A 14671-nucleotide genomic window follows, 5' to 3' on the forward strand; every position below is an offset into this window, starting at 1 on the left:
ATATTATTTATTAATCTTTATTAGTTCTTCTGTTTTTGCTCTTGCCATCTTGTCGGTAGCGACAAAGTCCTCCAATTTTGGCGACTGCACATAGTCTACAGTGGCCATTGTTTCGGCAATGATATCCGGCATTTCCAGAAATCCTACCTGATCTCGCAAAAATGCGGCCACAACTATTTCGTTTGCCGCATTGAGGACACATGGTGCATTCCCTCCCTTCTCCAATGCATCAAAAGCCAACTGGAGGTTCTTAAAAGTTTCCAAATCGGGTTTTTCAAAATCCAGCGAAGGATATTGCATGAAGTCAAACCGTGGAAATTCGGACACTAACCTGTCCGGATATGTCAGTGCGAATTGAATAGGAATACGCATATCCGGCAGTCCAAGTTGCGCCTTGATACTTCCATCCTCAAATTGTACTAACGAATGGATGATGGATTGCGGATGTACCACCACCTCAATTTGTGCTGGGCGGACACCAAAAAGCCATTTTGCCTCGATCACTTCCAGCCCTTTGTTCATCAATGAAGCCGAGTCAACGGTGATCTTGGCTCCCATGTCCCAGTTGGGATGTTTAAGAGCCTGTTCTTTGGTGACACTTTCCAGGAACACTCGGTCTTTTCCTCTAAAGGGGCCGCCGGAAGCGGTCAGAATCAATTTTTCAATGGGATTATGGAATTCACCTACCAAACATTGGAAAATTGCCGAATGCTCTGAATCCACAGGATAAATGTTCACTCCCTTTTCCTTTGCCAGGTTAGTGATAAGCTCCCCTGCCACGACCAGGGTTTCCTTGTTGGCCAAAGCAATTTGCTTTCCAGCATTGATCGCACTGATAGTCGGCAGCAGTCCTGAATACCCCACCAAAGCCGTCAGTACTACATCAATGGTTTCCATCTCCACGACCTGTACCAATGCCTGCTCACCGGCATACACCTTGATTAAGTGCGGTTCCAGGGCATCCTTTAACTTCCGATAATGCGACTCGTTGGCAATGACCACGGCATTGGGCTGGAACTCCAGGGCTTGCTGGATCAATAAGTCCACATTATTTTGGGCCGTCAGGACTTCCACTTCAAAATGCTCCGCATGGCTTTTGATCACTTCCAGTGCCTGTGTGCCAATGCTGCCTGTAGAACCCAATAGGGCCACGCGTTTTTTACTTGACATTGATGTCTTGTTTCTCCTCTATCTCAATAAGCTGACAAATTTACAAGCTTCAAAGACTTTTCCTTGGTTTTTTGCCACTTTTTCAGCCTTATTGCTTTTGGCACTTATTTGGCCAGTGCCCATAAGTAAAACCATCTGTCAGCAGAAAAGTTATCTATGGTACTCACCAAAGTGATTTTGCCAATTATAAACAACCATTAGTGCGCTGTTTTCCCTACCAAAATGGGGCTTATCGGATTTATTAAAAATTGTTAAACGCGTGACCAGAAACAGGATTTAACCGTAAATTGATTAAAAAAAACACATAACTCATGCAAAAAAGCCTAACTACTTTCATTTTAGCCTTCGTGGCAGGATTGCTTGGCGCTTGGGCATATCAGCAGCTTTTTTTACCTGATCTCCTTCTTGCCGGGCACCAAGGGAGCAATGCGGAAATCACCTCCCATCAAGTCAATAACTTTACAGAATCAACCAATGCTCCACCAAGCAGGGCGGTCGGCAATACGCCAGTTTCTTTTGTAGAAGCCTCAGAGCGGAGCACCGAATCAGTGGTGTTTATCAAAAACTTCTCTGGAACCGATTACCGAAGGTACAGCATGTTTGATTATTTCTTTGGCCCACAGGGAGGCAGCCCCCAGCGGGTAAGCACAGGCTCGGGGGTAATCTTCAGCGAAGACGGCTATATCATCACCAATAACCATGTGGTGGAAGATGCCGAAACCCTGGAAGTCATCCATCATAAAAAAACCTACAAGGCCAAACTCATAGGTACCGATCCTAACACCGACATTGCGGTGCTGAAGATCGATGCAGCGGGACTTCCTGCCATCAAAAAAGGCAGCAGCCGTGACCTCCAGATCGGAGAGTGGGTGATCGCTGTGGGCAATCCCTTTAACCTCACCTCCACGGTCACTGCAGGAATAGTCTCCGCTAAAGAGCGACAGATCAATATTCTCGGCGGTGACTTTCCTTTGGAGTCCTTTATCCAAACTGATGCGGCCATTAACCCGGGAAATTCCGGCGGGGCACTCGTCAATGTCAAGGGAGAGCTTGTAGGCATTAACACAGCCATACTCTCCAGAACAGGCACTTATACCGGCTATGGCTTTGCTGTCCCTGTGGATATCGCCGCCAAAATCGCCAATGACCTCATCAATTTTGGGGAAGTACAAAAAGCAATCCCCGGGGTGGGCACAGAAGAGATCACGCCGGAAATTGCAGAAAAAATGAGCATTGAATCGCTGGACGGCGTAATCGTCAACCATATCATCCGAAATGGAGCCGCAGAAAAAGCCGGCATAAAGATCGGGGACGTCATTATAGGAATCGACGACACCGATATTAAGGGGAAAGGCAGTTTTGAAGAAGTCCTTTCTTACCATTACCCAGGGGATCAAGTGACCCTACATTACCTGCGTGACAATCAGCAGAAGAGTGCCCGCATTACCCTCCAAAACCTCCATGGAGGAACGGGGATCATTGAAAAGGAATTTTACTCTTCGGCACTCCTGGGCGCAAAACTCGAAGCGGTCAACACCGTGGACAAAGACCGTTATGAAATAGATTACGGGGTAAAGATCATGGCACTTACTCGTGGCTACCTCAGTGAACTGGGATTAGGGAACGGCTTTATCCTAACAATGGTAAATGGAGAGCCGGCCGAGGAACCGGAAGAAATCGGCACTTTTCTGGAAGAGTACAGCGGAAGGCTCGTCTTAGAAGGGATCACCCCACGAGGCAGGGTATTCAGACAATCTTACAGCGTAAGATAACCTTAATTTAGACAGAAATTAAATTTGGAAAGCACCGGAAAAATCGGTGCTTTCTTTGTTAGATTTTTGTAGATTTAGGAAAAGGACACCCACTATGAAAATACAACCCTTATCCTGCGAACAATGCTTTAAGAACTTTCAGGAATCACTTACTGAATTGCAAGAAGTTATTGAGGAAATCAACCTAAAAGGCGTCAGTCAAAAAAATGAACAGCACTTGCACCGGTCGTTTGAGCTTACGCATGAACTGGCACTGAAAGCCATGATGGAGTTTTTCAATAAACAGGGCCGCCCGCCCTATACCGGCTCCAGGGATGTCACTTTGGATGCCTTCAATGAAGAACTCATCGATGATGGAAAAGGCTGGCTGGACATGATCATTTGCCGCATCAAAGCAACTCCTGTCTATACGGAAGATGTACAGAACAAGGTCACACAGAACATTCTGAAAAACTACATCCACCTGTTCGAAAATTTCGAAAACAAGATGAAAGGAGCACTGAATCTTTAAACATCTCCAACTATTTCCCAATTTTTTTTCAATTACCTGTAGCACATTTTTAATGTGCCACGTCTAGGGGAAAACGGATTTTTAACCTAACATACTTTAGCCATGAAAAAGCCTTTACCCTCAACGGCAGTTCTGCTTCGCATCCTGCTCATCTTCGTAATTGCCATTGGCTTTAACTCCTGCCAAGACCAGGTGGAAAGCACCTATACCTATCAAGCAAAAATTCCTGTATCCCTCAAGACAGAAGTGTTCAGGGACATCTATGTCGGCCCAGTGAGCCCTCGAGACATCCAAAAAAAAGGGAAGATCTATATTTTCGATGACTTCTTATTTATCAGTGAGCCCAATAAAGGCATCCATGTCATCGACAACACCAGCCCTGCCAATCCCAAAAACATCAGCTTTATAGAAGTTCCCGGGGCAGCTGATTTGGCCATTAACGACAATATCCTTTACGCGGACAGCTATATTGACCTGTTATCATTCGATATAAGTGATCCACGTGACATATCATTGGCCAACCGCGAAGAAGATGTCTTCACCAATTATTACATCAATCAGGAAGCGGGCACGTTCACCTACCTCAAAGACACGGTCATCACCTCAAAAGACCCCATCAGAAGGTGGAACGGCACGGGCATATGGCTGGAAAGCGCAAATTTCTCCAATGTGGATGCTGGAGGTGGACAAGGAAATTATGGTCAGGGAGGCAGCATGGCCAGGTTTACCCTCGCCAATGGCCACTTGTACACCGTAGATGACAACGACCTCCGGCTCTTTGACATCAGCGAAAAAGCCGATCCGGAGTTTGTCAAACAAATTCAGTTGGGCTGGGGAATTGAAACCATTTTTCCTTTTAAGGACAAACTTTTTATTGGCTCCACCACGGGCATGCACATTTACGATATATCAGTTCCTGCAAACCCTCAGCAGCTATCGGTCTATTCGCACATCACCAGCTGTGACCCCGTCGTCGCTAATGATGATTATGCGTTCGTAACACTAAGGTCCGGTAATTTCTGCCAACAAGGCGTAAACTTACTGGAAGTCCTGGATATCACTGACCCATCACTCCCCAAGCTGCTAAAATCCTATCCAATGGACAATCCCCACGGTCTGGGATTGGCAGGAGAGTACCTTTATGTCTGCGAAGGGGAATATGGGCTAAAAAGCTTTAATGTCTCCGACGTCCTTAAAATCGATCAAAACCAATTGGAACACCTACAGGGACTAAATGCCTTTGACCTTATTCCAGGTCCTAAATCACTTATTGTCATCGGAAACAAGGTCATCACACAGTACGACTACAGCATCCCAAACAAGCTCAAACAGCTAAGTACCATCACGATCGAATAAAAACCATTAGCATTTAACCTGCAAAACATGAAATTTACTTTTAAAGCTATTAGTTGGATTGTTTTAACTTTGGTGATAATTCTTTTTTTTAAAGGAAGTGGCTGTGCGCAGTCACTTCCTTTTACCAATCACACCGAAATAGGCATACTCCAAAACAATCAGGCTATCGGCCCGCACACCTCCTTTACTTTTCAGACGTTTAACGGCGTCAAGGCCAACCGCTGGTTGAGCCTGGGCTTTACCACGGGAGTGGACACCTACGAGCAAACCGAGATTATTCCCTTTGCCCTTGGAGCGAGAGGAGAACTTTCCTCGGACACCAAATTTTCCACCTTGTTTGGACTTGATATGGGCTTAGGAACTGCGCTTTTCGAAAAGGATACTGATACGGAATGGACCGAAGGAGGATTCCTCATCAATCCAATCATTGGACTATTGATGAAGACAGGAGGAAAAACAAAACTGAGCCTTTCCTTAGGATACAAAAGGCAGGTTATTTCCGAATACACGGGTGTGCTTGACCCCACAAACACAACTGGTGAAGATGGGCTTCCCCAAGGATATCAATCCGTTAACCAGGACAAATTCACCTTCAACAGGGCATCTGTTAGACTGGGAGTATTTTTCTAATTAGTTGGCAGATAAAAAGTCGTAGGTTATTTTTGAAGGATAATTTGAGATAATTTAAGCCATGACCATTTAAGCAATGGAATTGGACTACACCTACACGTTATACATCCCATGATAAAACACCCCTTTTTCTTGGCATTTGCCCTGCTATTGACAGGGGCATGTTCCGGTCCCAAGAATGAAAAAAGCAGCCCTGAACTCCAAGAAATCAAGCTTGAATATGCCGTTGGCTTCAACCTTTATCAGGGAGATGGTTATAAAGTAATCGAAGTCACCAAGGGCTTTCCCGGCAACCACCAGCCTTTTAGCTACCTGGTAAAAGAAGACGCCTCCATTGAAACCCCCAGAGGAAACTATGATGCTATCATTAAGGCCAATGTCCAAGAAATCATCCTGACCTCCACCACCCAGATCCCCCATTTGGTCGCATTGGACATTCCCACACGTCTGGTGGCATTCCCAAACCTTGACCTGATTTCCTCTTCACCACTCCGGGAACGTATCGATGAAGGGCTGGTGGAAGAACTGGGCAGCGGTGCCAAATACAACATCGAAAAAATCATTGACCTATCACCTGACTTGCTGATGATCTCCACGCTAGGGGACAATGTCAAGGACCTACAATTACTCGCCAAAGCCGACATTCCTACCGTCATCAATGGCGACTATGTCGAACAGCACCCCTTGGGCAGGGCAGAATGGATCAAGTTTACCGGAGCACTGACAGGCACCTTCGAACAAGCTTCAGCCTATTTTGATCAAATAAAAAACAACTACCTCACCCTTAAAGGAGATGTTCAGGACGCCTCTTTTACTACTATCCCCACCGTTTTGAGCGGAAACATGTACCGGGACATTTGGTATGCTCCCGCTGGCAATAACTGGGGGGCCATTTTTCTGGAAGACGCTGGTGCCGACTACATCTTTAAGGACCAGGAAAGCACGGGAAGTCTCCAACTCAGCTACGAAGTAGTCCTGGACAAAGGGCTGAATGCAGATATTTGGATCAGCACTGCTGAATTTGGCACCTTGCAGCAAATGGCAGCTGCCGATTCCCGCTACGCGCAGTTTAAGGCTTTCGAAACAGGTGATATCTATACATTTGCCAATACAAGGGGTGCCACCGGCGGCCTGGAATATTTTGAATTGGGCTATACCCGCCCGGACATCATACTCAAAGATTTGATAAAAATCTTCCATCCTAGTCTGATCCCCGATTACAAGCCTTATTTTTACCAAAAGCTAAATTAAACATGGCCTTTGGATAAAAACCCCCTTCATATCGCCCTGAAAATAGTACTGTCGACCGGATTGCTTATGGTGCTCTTCCTGGTCAATATCAGCATGGGATCCGTGCATATCCCCCTTGGCGACGTATTGGATGGCCTGGCAGGCGGTGATATGGCCAAGGCAAGTTGGCAGACCATCCTCTTCCAATATAGGGTACCAAAAGCCTTCACCGCCCTAATCGCTGGCGTGGGACTCTCCGTCAGTGGCCTTCAAATGCAGTCCTTTTTCAGGAATCCTTTGGCGGGTCCTTATGTCCTGGGCATCAGTTCTGGTGCCGGATTGGGCGTGGCCCTGTTGATCTTGGGCGGAAGCGCTTTTGGCTGGTCGCTCACCAATAGCACTGACAGTTATTTGTCATGGGGCATCTGGGGAGTAATCATTGCCGGCAGTACAGGAGCTATTTTGATACTTCTCCTGATGAGCTTTACCGCCTGGAAAGTAAAAAACAGTGCTACCTTACTGATCATTGGACTGATGTTTGGGAGTGCTTCGGGAGCCATAGTAAGTGTACTCTCTTATTTTGGCAACGCCGAAGACCTTAAGCTTTTCACCATCTGGTCCATGGGAAGCCTTGGCGGCATCAGCGGGGATCAGCTCCAGGTTTTTGCAGGTGTCGCCGTCCTCGGCATGATCCCTGTCATCCTACAAATCAAATCCTATAATGCCATGCTGATGGGCGAGCGCTATGCCAGGAGCATGGGAATCAATATCAATGCGCTGCGGTGGACCATGATCATGAGCACAGGCATCTTGGCCGGGAGCGCAACGGCTTTTTGTGGCCCCATAGCCTTTATCGGCATAGCTGTCCCCCACTTGGCCAGAATTCTCTTCAGAACCGGAGACCACAAAGTCCTCTTCCCTGCCACAGCACTGATTGGCGCGGCCTTTTTACTCGTCAGTGATGCGATCAGTCAATTACCGGGATTTGCAGAAACCTTGCCCGTAAATGTAATCACCTCGCTTTTCGGGGCACCACTGGTGATCTGGTTAATTTTAAAACGAAATTTTATCAGCGATTTTTGATGGATAGCCCACATTATATATTGGAAGGAACAGGCATCAGCATCGGATACCACAAAGGAAAGCAAGTCATCAAGGTGGGCGAATCCCTGTCTTTTAAGCTTCCAAAAGGGAAACTCACTTGTCTACTCGGGCCAAACGGGGTGGGGAAATCTACTTTGGTGAAAACCATTATGGGACATCTTCCCAGTTTGGCCGGGGACATTATATTTTCAGGAATCCCCTTACACGAACAACATCCACGTCAACTTGCCCAAAAAATCAGTGTCGTGCTGACCGACAAAATTACTGCCGGCAACCTGACCGTCCAGCAATTGGTTGCATTGGGACGTACACCGTTCACCAATTGGCTGGGAAAACTAGCCGCTGAGGACAAGCACATCATCACTGAAGCCCTGCAGGCTACCAAAACCTATTACCTCAAAGACCAGCTGATCAGCGAAATCAGTGACGGTCAACTTCAGAAAGTAATGATCGCCCGAGCACTTGCCCAAGATGGCCAGCTGATCATCCTGGATGAACCCACCGCCCATTTAGATCTGATCAACCGCTACGAGATCATGCACCTGTTGCGCGACATCACCAATAAACAAGGAAAATCCATTTTGGTCGTCACACACGACCTGGAAATCGCTATCGAAACAGCCGATAACCTTTGGATCATGCAGTGTGGCGTGCCATTGACTACCGGAACACCTGAGGACCTGGTCATCTCCGGCAGAATCAACCTGCTTACTACCGGATCGAGACTTACTTTTGACCCAGCCCTGGGGAAAATTCGACCAGCTGCTTTACAAACCTATGGCAGCATCCATGGTCCTGACCACCTGGTCCAATGGCTGAAACTTGCCCTGCACAAAAGCGCCATTAAATTACCCCAAAATTTATCCATCGAAGTGGTAGATGCTCCCCCTACCTTCAGAATCACTGGTAATGGTTTTGAAGAAACATTGCATGATATTCAGTCCGTTATTTCATGGCTAAAACAGCGATGAATCAGGCAGAAGCTTTCTTAAATCCAACACTACCCCAGCAGGACAGCCCTAAGTAGCACAACAGCCTTTCTCCCCTAAATATTGGTTTTCTTATTAGCTTATCCGGAGCATTTTAAACACAAAAACCATTAACCCTATCTTTTTTATAGGGTTTTGTTTTTCTGGAAATATTTTTCTTTTATATTTGTCATACTAATAATTGCGATGACAAAAGAACAATTTAGTCAATACTCGTTTTTGCTGGACCGAACAGCCAGAAGGGTCAAACAATATGCCCAGCAAAAGTTTAAGGTAGGAGACTTCGACGTAACAGTGGACCAATGGCTTGTCCTGAAACACTTGGCCGAAAACGAAGCCTTGAGTCAAACCGAATTGGCGACGCTGGTGTTTAAGGATCAACCTACCCTAACAAGGATCATTGACATACTGTGTAAAAAGGGCTATGTCCAGCGGATACAGCACCCTGGAGACCGGAGGAGCTTTCACCTGCTGCTCACCACCAATGGGGAAGAAAAAGTAGCCGAACTAAAGCCCAAAATAAGTGGCATCAGGGAAAAAGCCTGGGAAAACTTAGGGCAGAAGGACTTTGAGGAATTCAAAAGAATCCTCAACACCATCTACAGTAATTTAGAATAGTTTTAAATAAAACATGGAATTACCTGTTTTCCTCTTTATATTTGCACGGAAAAACGAACAATTCCAATCACTTAAGGAAAGTAACTACATATTTACACCATGATAACAACTGACATTTGCATCGTCGGAGCAGGACCTGTGGGATTATTCACTGTATTTGAAGCAGGTTTGTTGAAAATGCGTTGCCACCTGATCGACGCATTGCCACAGGTGGGAGGACAGCTCTCTGAAATATATCCACAAAAACCAATCTATGATATTCCCGGCTACCCAGAGGTAAAGGCGCAGGAATTGGTGGACAATCTGATGAAACAAATCGAACCGTTCGACCCCAGCTTTACCTTAGGTGAGCGTGTGGATTACCTTGCCAAGCAAGATGACGGCTCATTTGTAATCACTACCAGCGACAAGACAAAAGTCCACGCGCAGGTGATTGTCATTGCTGGTGGGCTGGGCTGTTTCGAACCAAGAAAGCCTGTTCTGGAAAACCTTGAGAGTTTTGAGGGCAAAGGCATCACCTACATGGTAAAAGATCCAGAACAGTTCCGTGACAAAAAGGTCATCCTTGCCGGTGGCGGGGATTCAGCACTGGACTGGACGATCTTCCTATCTGATGTAGCCGAAAAAGTAACCTTGGTACATAGAAATGAAACATTCCGTGGGGCTCCTGATTCTGCCGCCAAGGTATTTGACATGGCCAATAACGGAAAAATCGACCTTATCCTAAGCTCCAACCTGACCAAAATCTCGGGAAATGGCCACCTGCAAAGCGTGTCCATGAAAAACAAAGCCAAGGAAGAAATCACCGTAGATACGGATTATTTGATCCCATTGTTTGGACTGAGCCCAAAACTGGGACCGATTGCCGAATGGGGATTGAACATCGACAAAAATGCCATTGAGGTAGACACCACCGATTACTCCACCAATGTGGAGCGAATCTATGCAGTTGGGGACATCAACACCTATGAGAACAAACTCAAACTGATCCTTTGTGGCTTCCATGAGGCGGCCTTGATGTGTCACAGTGCATTCAAATATGTGTACCCTGATCAAAAATTAAGCTTTAAATATACAACCGTTAATGGCGTAAATGCATTTTAATTATAAATTTGCGGTATGGTAACATTTGAAGTAGAAGATCACGACGGCAACCGTCAGCCGATAGAAGCTCCGGATGATATGGGGCTGAGCTTAATGGAAGTACTGAAAGCCTCCGAATATCCTGTTTTGGCCACTTGTGGTGGCATGGCTCTATGCGCCACCTGCCACGTGGAAGTGCTCCAGGGAAAAGATGGCCTCGGTGATGCCACCGACCCGGAACTCGACCAGCTGGAAGGTTTGCCGGAGATGTACGACACCAGCAGGCTTGCCTGCCAAATCAGGATCAGCGACCAACTGGAGGGTGCCGTCTTCAAACTTAGAGGAGAAGATCAGTAAACACAGTATTCACAATAGTAAAAAGGCGAACCTTTGGGATTGAAAGGTTCGCCTTTTTGTTTTTCAGACTATCCGATTTTTTTCACTAGGAACAATATTCTTTTCGGCCCCACCACGGACAGTTTTCTTTTAATATTAATAGTGGTAATTGGACTTTCATAATTCCCTTTGGCTTTCCATCATTACGACCCTTCCCCCATCAAGTGTTTTACCATCCTAATGGCGGCTTTTGGCAAAACAGTTCCTGGACCGAATATATCTATCACCCCTTCCTTTTGTAAAAAACCATAATCATGCGGTGGAATGACACCTCCTGCCACCACCAAAATATCCGGCCGGCCCATTTCCCTGAGCGCTTTGATCAGCTGGGGGATGAGCACCTTATGGCCACCGGCCAATGAAGAGGCACCTACCAAATGGGCATCATTTTCCACCGCTTGCCTTGCCACTTCTTCAGGCGTCTGAAACAGCGGCCCGATATCCACATCAAAGCCCATATCTGCCATACCCGAAGCAATGACTTTAGCGCCACGATCATGTCCATCCTGCCCCATTTTGGCGATCAGAATACGGGGCCTCCTCCCCTCCATTTCATCAAATTTCGCCGTCAGGGCCAAGGCTTCCTTAAATAATTCATTGTTATGAGATTCCGAAGAATACACACCAGAAATGACTTGATTCTTTGCTTGATGGCGTCCAAAAGCTTTTTCCATGGCCATTGATATTTCTCCTAAGGTAGCGCTTTTTCGGGCAGCGTCCACGGCCAGTTCCAGCAAATTCCCCGTACCGGATTCCGCTGCCTTGGTGATGGTTTCGAGGCTCACTGCTACCGCTTCACTGTCCCGCTCTGCTTTGAGTTGTCTAAGTCTCGAATGCTGCCGCTCCAAAACCATTTCATTATCCACCTCTAGGATATCAAAATCCTCATCCGCTCCAACCACAAACCTGTTCACCCCAACAATGACTTCTTTTCCCTGATCTATCTTTGCTTGCCTTCGAGCGGCAGCTTCCTCTATTTTGCGCTTGGGCAGTCCTGCCTCAATGGCCTTGGCCATCCCGCCCATCGCCTCCACTTCCTGGATATGTCGCCAAGCCTTGTCCACCAATTCTTCTGTCTTTTCCTCCAGTAAGAAGCTCCCCCCCAGAGGATCCACCACTTTTCGAAGGCCATATTCATCGCGAAGTATTAATTGTGTATTCCGCGCAATGCGGGCCGAAAATTCAGTTGGCAATGCAAATGCTTCATCAAATGCATTGGTGTGCAAGGATTGGGTATGTCCCAACACTGCAGCCATAGCCTCCACGGTAGTTCTGGCCACATTGTTAAAGGCATCCTGCTCGGTCAACGACCACCCCGAGGTCTGGCAGTGGGCGCGAAGCTTTAGGGATTTTGGGTCAGCGGGCTGAAAGTCCTTCATCAATTTAGCCCAAAGGAGTCTTCCCGCCCTAAGTTTGGCAATTTCCGTAAAGTGATCCATCCCGATTCCCCAGAAAAAAGATAGCCGTGGTGCAAAATCATCAATGGTCAAGCCCGACTTTAGGCCAGTTCTGACATATTCAAGGCCATCGGCCAAGGTATAGGCCAACTCCAACTCGGGAGTGGCCCCAGCCTCAAGCATATGGTAACCAGAAATAGAAATGGAATTGAATTGGGGCATATTTTTGGCCGTATACGCAACGATATCCGCAATAATCCTAAGGGAAGGCGCAGGTGGATAGATGTACGTATTGCGCACCATAAATTCTTTTAATATATCATTTTGGATCGTCCCCTTAAGCTGCTCTGGCCTGACGCCCTGCTCTTCAGCTGTCACGATATAAAAAGCCATGACCGGAATCACTGCACCATTCATGGTCATGGAAACGGACATTTGATCCAGTGGAATCCCCTCAAATAGCACCTTCATATCCAGTACCGAATCTATCGCCACGCCTGCTTTCCCCACATCGCCCTGTACCCTGGGATGGTCAGAATCATACCCGCGATGGGTGGCGAGGTCAAAGGCCACCGAAAGCCCCTTCTGTCCAGCCTTCAGGTTGTTTTTATAAAACGCATTGGAATCTTCAGCGGTGGAAAAACCAGCATACTGCCTCAGCGTCCAAGGTCGCGCTCGATACATGGTACTATAAGACCCACGTAGATAGGGCACAATCCCTGCCGCATATTGTGCATGCACTGGCCTTGGACGATCACCGGTGCCAGCATCACCGACAGTCATTTGGGACAGTTTGGTCAAATCAGGCCTCATTGTCGTTGCTTTTTTTGTTTTGGGAAAATGCTGAAATCATTGCCCACCAGCCTCCCGATTCCTCCTGCTGTACCAATCCTGATTCGACTTTTTCCAGTATAACATCCATCAAATAAGCTAAATAAAATGCTCCGCTAGTGGCATCACCCATTTCATCAAAATGGCTTTCATACTTCAACAAATTAGAAATATTGGCTGCGATCCTTCTTGCAAAAACCGGCACCGATTCATCTCCATGGACCTTAACCCATAAGGTATCGGCACCTCCCAAGATGGCCATCATGGCTTCCACTGTATTTCTGACCATATTATTATAAGCATCTTCATCATTCCGATTGAAATCACTAGTAGTTGAAAAAACATGTAATGAATCGTTTTCGCTCCATTTGATATCATATAGCATAAGAAATTTTCCAAACAAGACTCTTACGGTCTTCATTTTTGCTATTTGTAAGAAGTAATCATTACCTGTGGCAAGCTGCACAAAAAGATTATCCAACACCTCAGTGACCGCAGCCCCCTGTGCTGTCAGCAGGTCCAGCAGCTCTACCAACACCCCAAAACCCAAGGTAATTTCCCTGGTCGCATTCACACCCCTGGCTCGATAAATGGCAAAATCCATACAGATTCCCTTGAAATCCGGAAACTCCTTGGTCGCCGCATGCAGCCAGATCGCCTCTTCTTCCACTACGCCTTTTGGGCGCTCCTGGTGTAAGCCTTCTGCCCAAGGATCCCATAATATCCCTCCTGACAGCATTGACCTGTCCGACAGTCTACTCTCTATCCAGCTGAGAAAGTTGGTCACAACAGTTTTAACTTCGCCGGTTGGTTTTAACCAAATGGACACATATGCCGGCTGTATATCGCTCAAAAGACTGTTCAAATCCCCTTTTCCGGACCACTGGACTACCAGCCCATCAATTCCATTACTGATCACTGAGGCTATGATTTCAGGAGTGTCTTTATCCAAATCGACCAAGGCCACATTTTCCCAATAGTGGGGATGAGACCTCTCCAAAAAACCAGCTGGATTCCGCTTGGATGGGCCAAGATCTTCTTCGGTATAAAAGGGCGCATATGGTAGCTGTTCCAATGCATCCCACAATACCAATTCGTCGAATTCACGGACACCTGTATCATGAAGTGCTTGCTCAATCCAGTCTTGCTTTGCTGGTGGCGGGAAACCATAAAAATCCTTATCGGTCATATTTGGGTTCGGGTTTTGATAACATTGTAGATTTACAAGTGTCATAGCATTAACACGGAGCCTTGACCACTCCGTATACCACTACACATCTCCTTAAAACGATCCAATCAGTACTTCAGGTAGACTCAAAAGGGTCATGTCATGGTTAACTGAACTCTGGATATAAAAATAAGGTTTTCGCCCAAAATTCCTATTCTTTTTTTCTTTGATAACTTCCTAGGTTCTTTACAATTAGGAATTCCGATTCCCACAATATTTTTGTATATTCCAAATTAGAACCAATTCACTCAAGGGTAGCATCCTTCCGGAATTCCTATAACCAAGAGGTAAGATCACTACAGGAGGCAGAAACGCATATTCCGTCCTTCCAGCACATCTTTTTCGCCAGGCTTGAA

At 46.5% G+C, this 14671-nt stretch carries 13 protein-coding genes; 10 read left to right on the plus strand and 3 right to left on the minus strand.

The annotated features are described in order from the left end of the window. Positions 1 to 3: 3 nt before the first annotated feature. Positions 4 to 1170, minus strand: a complete 1167-nt coding sequence (locus tag FKX85_RS21300) for a 1-deoxy-D-xylulose-5-phosphate reductoisomerase (RefSeq protein ID WP_141616643.1) — start codon at positions 1168 to 1170, stop codon at positions 4 to 6. A gap of 311 nt (positions 1171 to 1481) precedes the next feature. On the opposite strand from FKX85_RS21300, the gene FKX85_RS21305 reads away from it, so the two are divergent. From FKX85_RS21305 to FKX85_RS21350, 10 genes are all read left to right on the plus strand, one after another. After that, on the plus strand, positions 1482 to 2942 hold the full coding sequence (locus tag FKX85_RS21305) for a S1C family serine protease (RefSeq protein ID WP_141616644.1): 1461 nt from the start codon (positions 1482 to 1484) through the stop codon (positions 2940 to 2942). 94 nt (positions 2943 to 3036) lie between these two features. After that, positions 3037 to 3453 carry a nucleotidyltransferase substrate binding protein gene (locus FKX85_RS21310; protein ID WP_141616645.1) on the plus strand — a complete coding sequence of 139 codons (417 nt, stop codon included), beginning with the start codon at positions 3037 to 3039 and terminating at the stop codon, positions 3451 to 3453. Between the two features lie 102 nt (positions 3454 to 3555). After that, entirely contained in the window at positions 3556 to 4809 is a 1254-nt protein-coding gene (locus FKX85_RS21315) for an LVIVD repeat-containing protein (protein ID WP_141616646.1), read from the plus strand. A gap of 27 nt (positions 4810 to 4836) precedes the next feature. Then, positions 4837 to 5439, plus strand: coding sequence for a hypothetical protein (locus FKX85_RS21320; protein WP_141616647.1), 603 nt, complete (start codon positions 4837 to 4839; stop codon positions 5437 to 5439). Positions 5440 to 5550: 111 nt separating this feature from the next. Then, complete coding sequence (locus FKX85_RS21325) at positions 5551 to 6690, plus strand: ABC transporter substrate-binding protein (protein WP_141616648.1); 1140 nt, start codon at positions 5551 to 5553, stop codon at positions 6688 to 6690. Positions 6691 to 6699: 9 nt separating this feature from the next. Then, positions 6700 to 7752 carry an iron chelate uptake ABC transporter family permease subunit gene (locus FKX85_RS21330; protein ID WP_394344993.1) on the plus strand — a complete coding sequence of 351 codons (1053 nt, stop codon included), beginning with the start codon at positions 6700 to 6702 and terminating at the stop codon, positions 7750 to 7752. Further along, entirely contained in the window at positions 7752 to 8744 is a 993-nt protein-coding gene (locus FKX85_RS21335) for an ABC transporter ATP-binding protein (RefSeq protein WP_141616649.1), read from the plus strand. Before FKX85_RS21330 ends, FKX85_RS21335 begins: the two co-directional genes overlap by 1 nt. A gap of 204 nt (positions 8745 to 8948) precedes the next feature. Beyond that, positions 8949 to 9380: a MarR family winged helix-turn-helix transcriptional regulator gene (locus FKX85_RS21340; RefSeq protein ID WP_141616650.1), complete on the plus strand. Its 432-nt coding sequence runs from the start codon at positions 8949 to 8951 to the stop codon at positions 9378 to 9380. A 99-nt stretch (positions 9381 to 9479) separates the two neighbouring features. Then, on the plus strand, positions 9480 to 10484 hold the full coding sequence (locus tag FKX85_RS21345) for an NAD(P)/FAD-dependent oxidoreductase (RefSeq protein WP_141616651.1): 1005 nt from the start codon (positions 9480 to 9482) through the stop codon (positions 10482 to 10484). A gap of 15 nt (positions 10485 to 10499) precedes the next feature. Continuing rightward, entirely contained in the window at positions 10500 to 10820 is a 321-nt protein-coding gene (locus FKX85_RS21350; RefSeq protein WP_141616652.1) for a 2Fe-2S iron-sulfur cluster-binding protein, read from the plus strand. A 182-nt stretch (positions 10821 to 11002) separates the two neighbouring features. Here the strand turns inward: FKX85_RS21350 and scpA are convergent, their stop codons facing one another. After that, entirely contained in the window at positions 11003 to 13069 is a 2067-nt protein-coding gene (scpA, locus tag FKX85_RS21355) for a methylmalonyl-CoA mutase (protein ID WP_141616653.1), read from the minus strand. After that, positions 13059 to 14276: a methylmalonyl-CoA mutase family protein gene (locus tag FKX85_RS21360; protein ID WP_168196318.1), complete on the minus strand. Its 1218-nt coding sequence runs from the start codon at positions 14274 to 14276 to the stop codon at positions 13059 to 13061. The genes scpA and FKX85_RS21360 overlap by 11 nt, the downstream gene beginning before the upstream one ends. Positions 14277 to 14671: the final 395 nt, after the last annotated feature.

It is taken from the genome of Echinicola soli (assembly GCF_006575665.1).
Lineage (GTDB): Bacteria > Bacteroidota > Bacteroidia > Cytophagales > Cyclobacteriaceae > Echinicola > Echinicola soli.